This is a genomic window from Phyllobacterium sp. TAF24, from assembly GCF_052113785.1.
GTDB lineage: Bacteria > Pseudomonadota > Alphaproteobacteria > Rhizobiales > Rhizobiaceae > Phyllobacterium.
This window is the reverse complement of sequence record NZ_JBFRDN010000001.1, coordinates 169,234-183,988: the sequence shown is the minus strand read 5'-3', so window position 1 is coordinate 183,988 and position 14,755 is coordinate 169,234. Positions and strand designations below refer to the sequence as shown.

Genomic DNA, 14,755 nt, shown 5'->3' with positions numbered 1-14,755 from the left:
TGGTTGTTACGTTGAACCACCCACCAAGTTTTGCAGTTTATCCATGTCAAAATGGCTGGTTAGAGCAACGTGCCGTAAATATGACGCGTTGCCTTAGGGGTCAGCCATTCCTGTCTGAATAGTGCTTTTCCACTGCCGCCAAGAGAATGCACAGCGCAATACCTTGCGAGGCCAGTTCCACTTCAGCCAAGGAAGGGAATGTGGGCGCGAGCCGCAATGTGCGGTCATGTGGGTCCTTCCCATAGGGTGAAGTTGCTCCTGCCGGGGTCAGGACCACACCGGCCTGTTTGGCCAACTCAACCACCTGTTTCGCGGTGCCTTCCATCGCATCGACGCAGATGAAGTAGCCGCCCTGCGGCTTTGTCCATTCGGCGACGCCTGTTCCGGCAAGGCGCTTTTCCAGTGCCTTGATGACCGTATCGAACTTCGGGGCAATCAGACTGCGGTGTGCGGCCATATGTTTGCGAATACCGGCCTCATTCTTGAGGAATCGCACATGGCGCAGCTGGTTCAGCTTATCAGGGCCGATTGTCCGCTTGGTGGCGCTGGCGAGATACCAGCGCACATTGGCTGGTGATGAGGCAAAGAATGCGAGGCCAGCCCCGGCAAGCGTCACCTTGGATGTGGAAGCAAAAACAAAGGCGCGATCAGGATTTCCGGCCTTTTCGCACAAATCAAGAATATCGGGGATTTCATGCTCTGCTTCGGTCAGATGATGCACCGCATAGGCATTGTCCCAGAACAGGCGGAAATCCGGTGCACCTGTCTTCATCGCCGCAAGCCGCTCGATCACCGCATCGGAATAGGTCTCGCCCGACGGGTTCGAATATTTCGGCACGCACCACATGCCTTTCACATTTGGATCGGCGGCAAGTGCCTCGACCATATCCATATCAGGCCCATCGCCCTTGAGCGGTACGGGCAGCATGCGGATGCCATATTCCTCGCAAATGGAGAAATGCCGGTCATAGCCGGGCACCGGGCAGATAAAGGCTGGAGATTCCGTCTTTTGCCATGGCTCGCTACCACCCGGAACGCCTTTGACCAAGGCCCAGAGCAGGCAGTCATGCATCAATGCCAGACTGGAATTGTCGCCGACGACGATACGGTCGGGCGAAGTGCCAAGCGTGGAGGAGAAGAGTGCGCGCACTTCAGCCAAGCCCTGCAACCCGCCATAGTTACGGGCGTCTTCACCAGCTTCACTGAAATGATCGCCATTGCCGGGCAAGGTCAGCATGCCATTGGCCAGCGCCAACTGCTCCGGGCTCGGTTTGCCTCGGGTCATGTCGATCTTCAGCCCACGGGCGCGAAACGCCTCGTAGTCATTCAATGTCTGCTGGCGCAGGGCGGCGAGGTCGTCACTGTTCAGATCGGCAATACGGCTCATGGGAACGTTGGCTCTGTTGAATCAGGGTGGAAAAAAGGGCGGTTGGATCGGCTCGCAGGAAGCGGGCTGTGCATGAGTCAGTCCGCTCTTTGGAGATCAGCCTTTTTGCTGCTGAACAATGCCGTAAATATTGGTCGAACGGGCACCGGAGCGGCAATAGGCAAGCACAGGACCTTCAGCTTTATCAAGCGCTGCGGCCATGGCGTCCACATCGTCCTGCGTCAATTGTCCTGATATAACCGGAACGTAATAAATCGGAATGCCCGCTTTTTCGGCAACCTTGGCGATCTCGGCAAAATCCGGCTGATCCGGGCCTTCGCCATCGGGGCGGTTGCAGATGAGGGTCTGATAACCTGCCGCAGCAATATCACGCACATCATCGGGTGAAATCTGCCCGGTCACGGCAAAGCCTTCGTCAATCTGACGGATATCCATTTTCTTTCCTTGAGAATGTGATTGGTGACAGCACCATACATCAAACAATGACCAATGCTACATCAAAGCCGTTTGATCGGGGCGGCAAAAGAGAGTGCATGATCAATTATTAGGCATATAATACTTATTGATGAGATAATAAGCATTTTCTGAGTGGGCATTTTAGTCAACGCACCGCGTTTCAAGATGTCATCCGATACAATCACCCGCTGAATCCCTGCAAATTCAGAATTGTGCAGTGCAAACTATCCGGTTGGCACGGTCATTGCTTTGTATCCCTTGGCACAAACAACCATAAAAAGGGGTTTACCTGAATGTTCAGTCTAACAGCCAGATTTATTGGAACCTTGGCGGCAGCCGCTATGGGGGCGACGCTGGCGCTCGCGCCCGCAAACGCGGCAGAGGACACAATCAAGGTCGGTATTCTGCATTCGCTATCCGGTACGATGGCGATCTCCGAAACGACGCTCAAGGATACGATGCTCTTCCTCATTGATGAGCAGAACAAAAAGGGCGGCGTGCTCGGCAAGAAACTTGAAGCCGTTGTTGTTGATCCGGCATCGGACTGGCCGCTCTTTGCAGAAAAGGCACGCCAGCTGATTGAGCAGGATAAGGTTGCGGCGGTTTTCGGCTGCTGGACATCGTCCTCGCGCAAATCCGTGCTGCCGGTCTTTGAAGAATTGAATTCGCTTCTGTTCTATCCTGTGCAGTATGAGGGTGAAGAAAGTTCGCGCAATGTTTTCTATACGGGCGCAGCGCCGAACCAGCAGGCTATTCCAGCCGTTGACTATCTTGCCAATCAGGAAGGTGTGCAGCGCTGGGTTCTCGCCGGTACGGATTATGTCTATCCCCAGACCACCAACAAGATCCTGAAAGCCTATCTCAACGCCAAGGGCGTGAAGGATGAGGATATCATGGTCAATTACACGCCGTTCGGTCATTCCGACTGGCAGACGATTGTCTCCGACATCAAGAAATTCGGCTCCACCGGTAAAAAGACCGCTGTTGTCTCCACCATCAATGGCGATGCCAATGTGCCGTTCTATAAGGAACTGGCCAATCAGGGCATCAAGGCAGAAGACATTCCCGTTGTCGCCTTCTCGGTGGGTGAAGAAGAATTGGCTGGCCTCGATACCAAGCCGCTGGTCGGCCACCTTGCCGCGTGGAACTATTTCGAGTCCGTTGATTCCGAGGCCAATGCCGAATTCATCAAGCAGTGGCATGCCTATACGAAGAACGACAAGCGCGTGACCAACGACCCGATGGAAGCAACCTTTATCGGCTTCAACATGTGGGTAAAGGCTGTTGAAGCGGCCGGTACAACCAAGTCCGATGCGGTGATCGACTCGATCGTCGGCGTTTCCGTCCCCAACCTGTCGGGTGGCTCGGCAACGATGATGCCAAACCATCACATCACCAAGCCGGTTCTCATCGGCGAAGTGCAGGGCGATGGCCAGTTTGACATCGTCTACAGAACGCCCGGCCTCGTCGTTGGCGACGAATGGTCCGACTATCTGCCCGGCTCCAAAGATCTCATCTCCGATTGGCGCAAACCGATGTCCTGCGGCAACTTCAATGTTGTGTCAGGCAAGTGCGGTGGTGTGACCAACTAAAACGAGCGCTTCGGCTTCGGGTCGGGGGCGACAATCCGAAGCCAACTCCACTCCCGCACATGTTGCGGGGGTGGAGCGCCCCGAAAGAATTTCAAACACGGGATTGTTGAATGTCATTGAGCCGCTTCCTGTCCATCATCGCGATGCTGGGCCTTTGCCTGTTCCCCGCCATTGCGGGCGCGCAAGTCTTGGACGACGCCAAACTCAAACCTCTGGTGGAAGCGCTTGCGGGAGACAATTTCGACAACACGAGCAAAGCCGTTTCGGAACTCGCCAAAAGTGGTGCGCCACGCGCCGCTGCTATTCTCAATGCGCTGAGCGCGGGCGATCTATATGTCTCCAAAACCGATAAATCGGTCTTTATCGGCGCGCGTGAAGGTTCGGATTATGCGGCTACCGATCCGCTGACCGGCGCCAAGCTTGCGCCCGTGCCGCGCAGTGCTGCGGAAAAAATCAAGGTCAACAACCGGCTGCGCCGAGATATCGGTGCTGCGATTGGCGGTCTGACATTGATGAGCCCCAATGCAACGGAGCGTCGTTCCGCTGCGGAAGCCATCCTCAAAAACCGCGATCCTGAAACCATTCCGCTGCTCGATCAGGCCATAACAGCCGAAAAGGATGCTGGTATCAAAGTGCTGATGCAGCGCGCCAAGGCGGCGGCGGTTCTCAATTCCACTGCTGTCGATGATGTGAAGATTGCCGCCATCGCTGAAATCAAATCCGGCAATGGCCGTGAGGCGCTCGGCCTGCTGACGCCGCTCGCAAATGTTCAGGGACCCGTCGGTGAAGCGGCCAGTGCCGCAATCTCAAGCATCAATTCCGAGCTGGAACTCTGGAACGGTATCCAGAATATCGTCTATGGCCTGTCGCTTGGTTCAGTTCTGCTGCTGGCGGCTATCGGTCTTGCCATCACCTTTGGCGTTATGGGCGTGATCAACATGGCGCACGGCGAAATGGTGATGATCGGCGCTTACACGACATTCGTCGTGCAACAGCTCATTCGCACCTCTATGCCCGGCCTTGCCGAATATTCCCTGCTGATCGCGCTGCCCGCAGCCTTCCTCGTCTCCGGCGCAATTGGTGTTATCATCGAGCGTGGCATTATCCGCTTTCTCTATGGCAGACCGCTGGAAACCCTGCTCGCCACATGGGGCATCTCGCTGGTGCTGCAACAGGCAACGCGCTCATGGTTCGGGGCCTCCAATGTGCAGGTCAGCAGCCCCTCATGGATGTCCGGCTCCTTTGATGTCGGCATGCTGACACTCACATGGTCGCGTCTGTGGATCATCGTTTTTGCCCTGTCGGTCTTTGCCGTGCTGCAACTGGTGCTGAAGAAAACCATGCTCGGCCTGCGGATGCGGGCCGTCACGCAAAACCGGCGCATGGCATCATCCATGGGCATTCGCACGCCTTGGGTGGATGCGCTGACCTTCGGCCTCGGCTCCGGCATCGCCGGCATTGCCGGTGTCGCGCTCAGCCAGATCGACAATGTCAGCCCCAATCTGGGCCAGGGCTATATTATCGATAGCTTTATGGTCGTGGTCTTCGGCGGCGTCGGCAATCTCTGGGGAACGCTTGTGGGTGCCATGTCACTTGGCATTGCCAACAAGTTTCTTGAACCCTTTGCGGGCGCCGTCCTCGGTAAAATCCTCGTGCTGGTGCTCATCATTCTTTTCATACAGAAGCGTCCGCGCGGTCTCTTCGCACTCAAGGGAAGGGCCATCGAGGCATGATCACCCAATGGTTTTTCTCGCATGGGGACCGGCGCAGCCTGATTGTTATCGCCATGTTACTGGCGATTGCCTGTGTCGTGCCTCTTCTCAACCTGCTGGTGCCTGATACGTCGCCCCTGCATGTGCCGACCTATCTGGTTTCGCTGCTTGGCAAATATCTGACCTATGCGATGCTGGCCGTCGCGCTTGATCTCGTCTGGGGTTTTTGCGGCATTCTCTCGCTTGGTCATGGCGCATTCTTTGCGCTCGGCGGTTATGCCATGGGCATGTATTTGATGCGCCAGATCGGCCCACGCGGGGTCTATGCCGATCCCGTCCTACCCGATTTCATGGTGTTCCTGAACTGGAAGGAATTGCCGTGGTTCTGGCACGGTTTTGATCATTTCTGGTTTGCAGCCCTGATGGTGGTGCTGGTGCCCGGTGCGCTGGCCTTCGGCTTTGGCTGGCTAGCGTTCCGCTCGCGTGTAACGGGCGTGTACCTTTCCATCATTACCCAGGCTTTGACCTATGCCCTGCTGCTGGCATTCTTCCGCAACGATATGGGTTTTGGCGGCAATAACGGCCTGACGGATTTCAAGGATATTCTCGGCTTCAATGTGCAGGCGGGCACGACCCGTTCCGCGCTCTTTGCCGCCACGGCGCTGTTTCTGGCACTCGCTGTTTTTGTGTCCAGCTTCATCATCCGTTCGAAACTCGGCAAGGTGCTGGTTGGTGTACGCGATGCGGAAAGCCGTATGCGCTTTCTCGGTTATCGCGTCGACCGCTACAAGCTTTTCGTCTGGACCATCTCGGCCATGATGGCGGGCATTGCCGGTGCGCTCTACGTGCCGCAGGTCGGCATTATCAACCCGTCCGAGTTCGAGCCTGCCAATTCCATTGAAGCAGTTATCTGGGTGGCGGTTGGCGGTCGCGGTACGATTGTCGGCCCCATTATCGGCGCCGTGCTGGTCAATTTCGGCAAAACCTATTTTACGGCGGCTTTCCCGGAAATCTGGCTGTTCGCGCTTGGCGCACTGTTCATCCTCGTCACGCTGTTCCTGCCCAAGGGCATTCTTGGACTCTACGGTTCGTGGAAAACGCGACAAGCCAATCGCGCCGCGCGGGAAGACGATGAGGTCTTGCCTCCAGTCGTCAAGCAAAACGGCACGCTCATGCCAACACCCGAACCTCAGGCTGCGGAGTAGTCCCATGAAGGCCAAGGACACACTGCTTTATCTCGATGGTGTTTCGGTTTCCTTCGATGGTTTCCGGGCCATCAACAATCTTTCGCTTGTACTGCAATCGGGTGAAATGCGCGCTATTATCGGGCCCAATGGTGCGGGAAAGACGACGATGATGGACATCATCACCGGCAAGACCAAGCCGGATACCGGCGATGTCTATTTCAATGGCACAGTCGATCTGACCGGGCACGACGAAGCTGACATTGCCATGCTCGGCATTGGCCGCAAGTTTCAGAAACCGACTGTTTTTGAAAGCCACACGGTGGAAGACAATCTGGTGCTGGCGCTTTCGGGGCCACGCTCCGCCCTGTCGGCGTTGTTCCATCGCCAGAGCAAGGACGAGGCCGACCGTATCCACGAGATACTCTACACAATCAGGCTGTTTGAAAAGCGCCATTGGCTGGCGGCCAACCTGTCCCATGGCCAAAAACAATGGCTGGAGATCGGCATGCTTTTGGCGCAGGACCCGAAATTGCTGCTGGTCGACGAGCCGGTGGCTGGGATGACCGATGCGGAAACGGCGGAAACAGCCAAGCTGCTGCGTGATATCGCGCGTACCCGGTCGGTTATCGTGGTGGAACATGACATGCATTTCGTCCGCGAACTCGATGTGAAGGTCACCTGCCTGCATGAGGGCTCGGTGCTGGCCGAAGGTTCGCTCGATCACGTCAGCAATGATCCGCGCGTCATTGAGGTCTATCTCGGGCGATGAGGGTGCTCAAGGGAAACACGGCGCAGGAATGTGGTGGATGGTGCAGGGGGCGTGGTTCGTGGTTCGACAAGCTCACCATGAGGGAGAGTGGGGATGCAACGATAATTGCCACCGTTGCAGATCACCAATGTTGCAGAACTTGACTCCCTTTCATCCTCACTCTCCCTCATGGTGAGCTTGTCGAACCACGAACCACGAACCACGAATTATCCACCACCCATTGCTTTTGATACATTGAGAAAGAACTGATTATGCTCACGGTTGAAAATGCTTCTCTTCACTATGGCGCGGCACAGGCTCTGCGGGGCGTATCGCTGGAAGTGAAACCGAAGACAATCACCTGCGTCCTTGGTCGCAATGGCGTTGGTAAAACCAGCATGCTCCGCGCCATTGTCGGCCAGCATCCGCTATCATCGGGTTCAATCAGCTTTGATGGCTCGCTATTGGGTAAGAAGCCACCCTATGACCGGGCACGCGCTGGCATAGCCTTCGTGCCGCAGGGGCGCGAAATCTTTCCGCTGCTCACTGTGCGCGAAAATCTGGCGACGGGTTTTGCCGCCGCCAAGCGCGGCAACCGCAATGTGCCGCCGGAAGTCTATGAACTCTTTCCCGTCCTGAAAACGATGCTGGGACGGCGAGGCGGCGATCTGTCCGGCGGCCAGCAGCAACAATTGGCCATCGGTCGTGCGCTGGTTACGCGTCCAAGGCTGCTTGTTCTGGATGAACCAACCGAAGGCATTCAGCCCTCAATCATCAAGGATATTGGCCGCGCCATCCGGTTTTTGCGCGACCAGACGGGCCTCGCGATCCTTCTTGTCGAGCAATATCTCGATTTTTGCCGGGAGTTGGCTGATCATGTCTACATCATGGACCGCGGCGAGATCGTGCATTCTGGCAATGCGGCCAGTCTCGACAAGCCTGAGGTCCGCAAATTCCTGACAGTATGATACCTATAATTCTCTATTTGATAATTTTTATTGAATTATAATTCTCTATTTGATATTTTTCATGAAGAAAATTGCTTATGGTAAGTCTGCATTGAAGGTGCTCTTGCGTATTCCTGTGAATGTCGCCAATCGCATTCGTTCGAAAATTGAACAATATGCTGATGATCCGGCATCGCAGGCTATGAACGTTACCAAACTGCAAGGGCGGAATGGCTATCGGCTGCGTGTAGGCGACTGGCGGGTGATTTTCAATGACCATGGCAACGTCATGGATATTTTGGACATTGGCCCACGCGGCGGCATTTATGAATGAGACAGCTATGGGCAAGACAGCACCGGTCACAATCGTCAAAACTCCTGCGAACGAAGAAATGGTGGTGATCCCACGTGCCCTTTACGACAGGCTCGTCAGCGATGCCGAAATGGCGCGGGATCTCGCTGCTTATGACGAGGTCAAGGCGCGGATTGATGCAGGCGAAGAGGAACTGGTGCCGTCGGAAATTGTTGACCGCATATTGGGCGGCGAAAACAAGGTGCGTGTCTGGCGCGAGTATCGCGGCTTTTCAAATCAGGAACTGGCACAGAAGGTCGGTATCAGCGCTCCTTATTTATCGGATATCCAGAACGGCAAAAAAGAAGGCCGCCTTTCAACCCTGAAAAAAATCGCAGCTGTTCTTCGCGTCGATCTCGATGACCTTGTTTGAGGTAGTGACTGGCTTGCTCTTGCTGTAGGCGGGTAATCATCGCTAGAGTCTCCCCGGAGGAGCAATTTCGATGATCGACAAGCTGGAATTTTTCATCGCCTTGGCACGCAACGAGCATTTTGGCCGGGCGGCGGAAGAGTGTGGCGTGACCCAGCCCACGCTATCAGCAGCAATCCGGCAATTGGAAGACACGCTCGGTGTGGTGCTGGTTCAGCGCGCATCCCGCTATAAGGGCCTGACATCAGAAGGTCAGCGGGTGCTGGAATGGGCGCGCCGTATCGTCGGTGATACCAGAACAATGCGCGAGGAAATCCGTGCCGCGCGTTATGGCCTGTCGGGGCACGTTAAAATAGCGGCCATTCCGACGGCGCTGGCCATGGTTTCGCGCTTGACGACGCCCTTTCGTGAAAAGCACCCTGATGTAACCTTTTCGGTCACTTCACGCACGTCGCTCGAAGTCCTCACCCTGCTCAGCAATTTCGAGATTGATGCAGGAATCAGCTATCTCGATAACGAGCCGCTGGGGCGTGTGACCTCGGTTCCGCTGTACTCGGAGCGCTATCAGCTGATCACCTCGACGGGCAGCACCTATTCGGATCGCGAATTTGTGACCTGGGCGGAGGTCGGCCAATTGCCACTTTGTTTGCTCACCATGGACATGCAGAATCGCCGTATTATCAATAAACATTTGCAGGAAGCCGGGGTTGAGGTGCATCCAACGCTCGAATCCAATTCGATGATTGTGCTGTTCTCGCATATCCGGACGGGCAAGTGGGCGAGCATCATGCCACTTAACCTTGCGGAAACGCTCGGCTTTTCCGAACCTATCCGTGCCATCCCGATTGTTGAGCCGGATGCACGTCATCTGGTTGGATTGGTCGCGGCGGATCGCGAACCCCATACGCCTTTGGTCTCAGCGCTGCTGCATGAGGCCCGTGCGTTGGCGATAGAGCTGAATATGGTTTGAGTTGAGTTGAGCTTGATAGGATTCTTCTATCGATCAACGAGACTGGTATATTGATTTATCACCCTGCTTTTGATCTGTTCTAATATACGAGGAGAATTTAGGGAGGGCACTGCACAAAATGCAGACCGCAAGTACCGATATCGCTGGGAGAGCGATAGGCATTATCGATCAATTAAAGGGTGAAGAAGGTCCGCTCCTTCCGATTCTGCATGAGTTGCAGGGGGAGTTCGGCTATGTGCCGCAGGAAACCTTGCCACTGATTGCACAGGCGCTGAATATATCGCGCGCCGAGGTGCACGGTGTCGTTACATTCTATCATGATTATCGCGATCATCCGGCTGGCCGGCATGTGCTGAAGCTGTGCCGGGCCGAAGCCTGTCAATCAATGGGTGGTGACGCCATGGCCCAAAAGGCTCGCGAGCTGCTCGGCATCGACTGGCATGGAACCACCGCCGATGGCGCGGTGACGCTGGAGCCGGTGTATTGTCTCGGCCTTTGCGCCTGCGCCCCCGCAGCCATGCTTGACGGCGAGGTTATCGGCCGTCTTGATGATGAAAAGCTTGAAGAAATCAGCGCGGGAGTGCGGCTATGACGGTCACATTCTATGTCCCGCGCGATTCCGGCTCGCTTGCCCTGGGCGCGGAAAAAGTTGTCCGCAAGCTGCATGACGAGATTACGTCCCGTAAACTTGATGCGCGCATTGTCCGCAATGGTTCGCGCGGCATGTACTGGCTGGAACCGATGGTCGAAGTGGAGACACCTCAAGGCCGTGTTGCCTATGGGCCGGTGAAACCATCCGATCTGACTTCATTGTTTGATTCCGGTATAGCGGAAGGCAAGACGCATCCCCTCTATCTTGGCCTGACGGAAGAGTTGCCGTTCCTGGCAAAACAGACACGCCTGACCTTTGCGCGCTGCGGTATCACCGATCCTGTCTCGCTGGATGATTATCGCGCCCATGATGGCCTGAAGGGGCTGGAAAAAGCCCTCGCGCTGACGCCGCTTGGGATCGTCACTGAGGTTACGGAATCGGGTCTGCGCGGACGCGGTGGTGCAGGTTTCCCCACGGGTATCAAATGGAAGACCGTTCTTGATGCGGCAGGTCCGCGTAAATATATCGTCTGCAATGCCGACGAAGGCGATAGCGGTACATTTGCCGACCGCATGATCATGGAAGGCGATCCCTTCGTGCTCATCGAGGGCATGACCATCGCCGGTATCGCCGTCGGCGCAACCAAAGGCTACATCTATACCCGCTCTGAATATCCGCATGCGATTGCCGTGATGAATGAAGCGCTTGGCGTTGCGCGCAAGGCCGGGGTGCTCGGTGCATCGGTGCTGGGTTCTGCCCACACATTTGATATTGAAGTGCGTGTCGGCGCAGGTGCCTATGTCTGCGGCGAGGAAACCGCGCTTCTGGAAAGCCTTGAAGGCCGTCGCGGCATTGTCCGTGCCAAGCCGCCTCTGCCCGCGCATAAGGGCCTGTTCGGCAAGCCGACTGTCATCAACAATGTAATCTCACTCGCCTCTGTCCCCGTTATCCTCGACAAGGGTGCTCCCTTCTACAAGAATTTCGGCATGGGCCGTTCGCGCGGTACCATTCCGTTGCAGATCGCAGGGAACGTCAAGTATGGCGGGCTCTTCGAGACGGCCTTTGGCCTGACACTCGGCGAAATCGTCGATGATATCGGCGGTGGTACTGCAACCGGACGCCCTGTTAAAGCAGTGCAGATCGGTGGTCCGCTCGGCGCTTATTTCCCCCGCGAACTCTTCGATACGCCGTTTGATTACGAGGCTTTTGCCGCCAAAGACGGGTTGATTGGCCATGCCGGACTTGTGGTGTTTGACGATAGTGTCGACATGCTGAAACAGGCACGTTTCGCCATGGAATTCTGCGCTGTCGAATCCTGCGGCAAGTGCACGCCATGCCGTATCGGTTCGACGCGGGGTGTCGAGGTCGTTGACCGACTTGCCGCCAATATAGAGCCGGAAAAACAGATCAAGGTTCTGACCGATCTTTGCAACACGATGAAGTTCGGTTCGCTCTGCGCCTTGGGCGGTTTCACGCCCTATCCGGTCATGAGTGCTTTGACGCATTTTCCTGAAGATTTTCGTCCTGCGCCCGTCGCGCAAGCAGCGGAATAGGAGCCAGACATGTCCCTCATTCATGAAATTGATTTCGGCACGCCGGCCTCCAAATCCGAGAAGATGATCACCCTGACCATCGATGGCAACGAGGTGACCGTTCCCGAAGGCACCTCCATCATGCGCGCGTCGATGGAAGCGGGTATTCAGATTCCAAAACTCTGCGCCACCGATATGGTCGATGCATTCGGTTCCTGCCGTCTTTGCCTGATCGAGATCGAAGGCCGCAATGGCACGCCTGCCTCCTGCACCACACCCGCCATGCAGGGGCTTGTCGTCCACACGCAAACTTCGCGCCTGAAAGATATCCGCAAGGGCGTGATGGAGCTTTATATTTCTGACCATCCGCTGGATTGCCTGACCTGCGCCGCCAATGGCGATTGCGAATTGCAGGATATGGCCGGTGCCGTTGGCCTGCGCGATGTGCGCTATGGCTATGAGGGCGACAACCACGTCTTCGCCAAGGCCGATAACGTCGCGAATGACCGCTGGATGCCCAAGGATGAATCCAATCCTTATTTCACCTACGATCCGGCCAAATGCATCGTCTGCTCGCGCTGCGTGCGGGCCTGTGAGGAAGTGCAGGGCACATTTGCGCTCACCATTGAGGGCCGTGGTTTCTCCAGCCGCGTTTCGCCCGGTATGCACGAGAATTTCATCGACAGCGAGTGCGTTTCCTGCGGCGCCTGCGTTCAGGCTTGCCCGACAGCCACGCTAACGGAAAAGTCGGTTATCCAGATCGGCCAGCCCGAGCATTCCAAGGTCACCACCTGCGCCTATTGCGGCGTCGGTTGCTCGTTCAAGGCCGAGATGCGCGGTGAAGAGCTGGTGCGCATGGTTCCCTATAAGGATGGCAAGGCCAATCGCGGCCATTCCTGCGTCAAGGGCCGGTTTGCCTATGGCTACTCCACCCACAAGGATCGCATCCTCAACCCCATGATCCGCGAAAAGATCTCCGATCCATGGCGCGAAGTCTCATGGGAAGAGGCCTACAAGCATGTCGCCAATGAGTTCCGCCGCATCCAGTACCAGTATGGTCGCAATTCCATCGGCGGTATCACCTCATCACGCTGCACCAATGAGGAAACCTACCTCGTGCAAAAGCTGGTTCGCGCCGGTTTCGGGAATAACAATGTCGATACCTGCGCCCGCGTCTGCCATTCGCCGACCGGCTATGGCCTGAACAAAACGTTCGGCACGTCAGCCGGTACACAGGATTTCGACAGTGTTGAGCATACCGATGTCGTCATCGTTATCGGTGCCAACCCGACCGATGGTCATCCGGTCTTTGCCTCGCGGTTGAAGAAGCGCCTGCGTCAGGGTGCCAAGCTGATCGTTATCGATCCGCGCCGTACCGATCTCGTGCGCTCGCCCCATGTCGCTGCCGCTCATCATCTGCCGCTGCGTCCCGGCACCAATGTTGCCGTTGTCACCTCGCTTGCCCATGTGATCGTAACGGAAGGTCTGTTCGACGAGCAGTTCATTCGCGAGCGCTGCGACTGGGATGAGTTTCAGGATTGGGCGACTTTTGTGTCCGAACCTGAGCACAGCCCCGAAGCCATTGAGCAACTGACCGGTGTATCGCCGCAGACCCTGCGTGAAGCAGCCCGGCTCTTCGCCACCGGTGGCAATGGCGCGATCTATTATGGCCTTGGCGTCACCGAACACAGTCAAGGGTCAACGACCGTCATGGCCATTGCCAACCTTGCCATGGCAACCGGCAATATCGGCCGCAAGGGCGTTGGCGTGAACCCGCTGCGTGGCCAGAACAACGTCCAAGGCTCCTGCGATATGGGTTCGTTCCCGCACGAGTTGCCCGGCTATCGCCACGTTTCGGGCGAAGCAACCCGTGATATTTTCGACAAGCTCTGGGGTGTCAAGTTGCAGGATGAACCCGGCCTGCGCATCCCGAACATGCTGGATGCTGCCGTCGATGGCACATTCAAGGGCATCTATATTCAGGGTGAGGACATTCTTCAGTCCGACCCTGACACAAAACACGTAGCCGCTGGCCTTGCCGCCATGGAATGCGTTGTGGTGCACGATCTCTTCCTCAACGAGACTGCCAATTACGCCCACGTCTTCCTGCCCGGTTCTACCTTCCTCGAAAAAGACGGCACCTTCACCAATGCCGAGCGGCGTATCAACCGCGTGCGCAAAGTCATGAGCCCGAAGAACGGCTTTGCCGATTGGGAAGTCACCCAGACGCTGGCCCAGACCATGGGCCTCAACTGGAACTACACTCATCCGTCGCAGATCATGGATGAAGTCGCATTGACGACGCCAAGCTTTGCCGGTGTTTCCTATGAGCTTCTCGACAAGGAAGGTTCCGTTCAGTGGCCGTGCAATGAAAAGGCGCCCTTGGGCACACCCATCATGCACATTGAAAGCTTTGCCCGTGGCAAGGGCAAGTTCGTACGCACCGAATATGTGGCAACCGACGAGCGCACCGGCCCGCGCTTCCCGCTGCTTCTCACCACCGGACGTATCCTCTCGCAGTACAATGTCGGTGCACAGACACGCCGCACGGATAATGTCGTCTGGCACGAGGAAGACCGGCTGGAAATTCACTCGCACGATGCCGAACAGCGCGGTGTACGCGATGGTGACTGGGTGAAAATCACCAGCCGCTCCGGTGAAACCACTTTGCGCGCTCTGATCACGGATCGTGTGTCACCGGGTGTCGTCTATACGACCTTCCACCATCCGACGACGCAGGCCAACGTCATCACCACCGACTTTACCGACTGGGCGACGAACTGCCCGGAATACAAGGTCACGGCGGTGCAGGTTGGCGCGTCCAACGGGCCGAGCGACTGGCAGGTCAAATATGACGAGCAGGCCCGCCAGAGCAGGCGCATTGTCCAGACTCTGGATGCGGCGGAATAA

The 14,755-nt window shown here is 56.4% G+C and carries 13 protein-coding genes; 11 read left to right on the top strand and 2 right to left on the bottom strand.

Translation table 11 applies throughout. The annotated features are described in order from the left end of the window. Window positions 1-100: 100 nt before the first annotated feature. Together AB4Y96_RS00885 and AB4Y96_RS00880 are read right to left on the bottom strand one after the other, a co-directional pair. Window positions 101-1,387 carry an aminotransferase gene (locus AB4Y96_RS00885; protein ID WP_441915036.1) on the bottom strand — a complete coding sequence of 429 codons (1,287 nt, stop codon included), beginning with the start codon at window positions 1,385-1,387 and terminating at the stop codon, window positions 101-103. A 96-nt stretch (window positions 1,388-1,483) separates the two neighbouring features. Then, window positions 1,484-1,822 (bottom strand): TIGR01244 family sulfur transferase, encoded by a 339-nt coding sequence (locus AB4Y96_RS00880; RefSeq protein WP_091883671.1) that lies wholly within the window; start codon window positions 1,820-1,822, stop codon window positions 1,484-1,486. 314 nt (window positions 1,823-2,136) lie between these two features. Here AB4Y96_RS00880 and urtA point away from each other — a divergent pair, with 314 nt between their 5' ends. From urtA to fdhF, 11 genes are all read left to right on the top strand, one after another. Then, on the top strand, window positions 2,137-3,435 hold the full coding sequence (gene urtA / locus AB4Y96_RS00875; RefSeq protein ID WP_441915034.1) for an urea ABC transporter substrate-binding protein: 1,299 nt from the start codon (window positions 2,137-2,139) through the stop codon (window positions 3,433-3,435). Window positions 3,436-3,545: 110 nt separating this feature from the next. Continuing rightward, window positions 3,546-5,168, top strand: a complete 1,623-nt coding sequence (gene urtB / locus AB4Y96_RS00870; protein ID WP_441915032.1) for an urea ABC transporter permease subunit UrtB — start codon at window positions 3,546-3,548, stop codon at window positions 5,166-5,168. Then, window positions 5,165-6,352: an urea ABC transporter permease subunit UrtC gene (gene urtC / locus AB4Y96_RS00865; protein WP_441915031.1), complete on the top strand. Its 1,188-nt coding sequence runs from the start codon at window positions 5,165-5,167 to the stop codon at window positions 6,350-6,352. Before urtB ends, urtC begins: the two co-directional genes overlap by 4 nt. A gap of 4 nt (window positions 6,353-6,356) precedes the next feature. Continuing rightward, window positions 6,357-7,103: an urea ABC transporter ATP-binding protein UrtD gene (urtD, locus tag AB4Y96_RS00860; protein ID WP_091883681.1), complete on the top strand. Its 747-nt coding sequence runs from the start codon at window positions 6,357-6,359 to the stop codon at window positions 7,101-7,103. Window positions 7,104-7,354: 251 nt separating this feature from the next. Continuing rightward, the gene (gene urtE / locus AB4Y96_RS00855; protein ID WP_091883686.1) at window positions 7,355-8,050 is read left to right on the top strand and encodes an urea ABC transporter ATP-binding subunit UrtE; all 696 of its coding nucleotides are present in this window, start codon (window positions 7,355-7,357) and stop codon (window positions 8,048-8,050) included. Window positions 8,051-8,111: 61 nt separating this feature from the next. After that, entirely contained in the window at window positions 8,112-8,363 is a 252-nt protein-coding gene (locus AB4Y96_RS00850) for a type II toxin-antitoxin system RelE family toxin (RefSeq protein WP_441915029.1), read from the top strand. Then, entirely contained in the window at window positions 8,356-8,754 is a 399-nt protein-coding gene (locus AB4Y96_RS00845; RefSeq protein WP_441915027.1) for a helix-turn-helix domain-containing protein, read from the top strand. The genes AB4Y96_RS00850 and AB4Y96_RS00845 overlap by 8 nt, the downstream gene beginning before the upstream one ends. A 70-nt stretch (window positions 8,755-8,824) precedes the next feature. Beyond that, window positions 8,825-9,721 carry a LysR family transcriptional regulator gene (locus tag AB4Y96_RS00840; protein WP_091883691.1) on the top strand — a complete coding sequence of 299 codons (897 nt, stop codon included), beginning with the start codon at window positions 8,825-8,827 and terminating at the stop codon, window positions 9,719-9,721. A gap of 118 nt (window positions 9,722-9,839) precedes the next feature. Next, entirely contained in the window at window positions 9,840-10,313 is a 474-nt protein-coding gene (locus AB4Y96_RS00835; RefSeq protein WP_091883694.1) for a formate dehydrogenase subunit gamma, read from the top strand. Next, on the top strand, window positions 10,310-11,866 hold the full coding sequence (locus tag AB4Y96_RS00830; RefSeq protein ID WP_441915025.1) for a formate dehydrogenase beta subunit: 1,557 nt from the start codon (window positions 10,310-10,312) through the stop codon (window positions 11,864-11,866). The genes AB4Y96_RS00835 and AB4Y96_RS00830 overlap by 4 nt, the downstream gene beginning before the upstream one ends. 9 nt (window positions 11,867-11,875) lie before the next feature. Next, complete coding sequence (gene fdhF / locus AB4Y96_RS00825; protein ID WP_441915023.1) at window positions 11,876-14,755, top strand: formate dehydrogenase subunit alpha; 2,880 nt, start codon at window positions 11,876-11,878, stop codon at window positions 14,753-14,755.

Coding starts and splice junctions, on each gene's coding strand:
- fdhF (WP_441915023.1), top strand. CDS start 11,876: ATGTCCCTCATTCATGAAATTGATTTCGGCACGCCGGCCTCCAAATCC.
- urtC (WP_441915031.1), top strand. CDS start 5,165: ATGATCACCCAATGGTTTTTCTCGCATGGGGACCGGCGCAGCCTGATT.
- urtE (WP_091883686.1), top strand. CDS start 7,355: ATGCTCACGGTTGAAAATGCTTCTCTTCACTATGGCGCGGCACAGGCT.
- urtB (WP_441915032.1), top strand. CDS start 3,546: ATGTCATTGAGCCGCTTCCTGTCCATCATCGCGATGCTGGGCCTTTGC.
- AB4Y96_RS00885 (WP_441915036.1), bottom strand. CDS start 1,387: ATGAGCCGTATTGCCGATCTGAACAGTGACGACCTCGCCGCCCTGCGC.
- AB4Y96_RS00880 (WP_091883671.1), bottom strand. CDS start 1,822: ATGGATATCCGTCAGATTGACGAAGGCTTTGCCGTGACCGGGCAGATT.
- AB4Y96_RS00850 (WP_441915029.1), top strand. CDS start 8,112: ATGAAGAAAATTGCTTATGGTAAGTCTGCATTGAAGGTGCTCTTGCGT.
- AB4Y96_RS00845 (WP_441915027.1), top strand. CDS start 8,356: ATGAATGAGACAGCTATGGGCAAGACAGCACCGGTCACAATCGTCAAA.
- AB4Y96_RS00835 (WP_091883694.1), top strand. CDS start 9,840: ATGCAGACCGCAAGTACCGATATCGCTGGGAGAGCGATAGGCATTATC.
- urtD (WP_091883681.1), top strand. CDS start 6,357: ATGAAGGCCAAGGACACACTGCTTTATCTCGATGGTGTTTCGGTTTCC.
- AB4Y96_RS00830 (WP_441915025.1), top strand. CDS start 10,310: ATGACGGTCACATTCTATGTCCCGCGCGATTCCGGCTCGCTTGCCCTG.
- AB4Y96_RS00840 (WP_091883691.1), top strand. CDS start 8,825: ATGATCGACAAGCTGGAATTTTTCATCGCCTTGGCACGCAACGAGCAT.
- urtA (WP_441915034.1), top strand. CDS start 2,137: ATGTTCAGTCTAACAGCCAGATTTATTGGAACCTTGGCGGCAGCCGCT.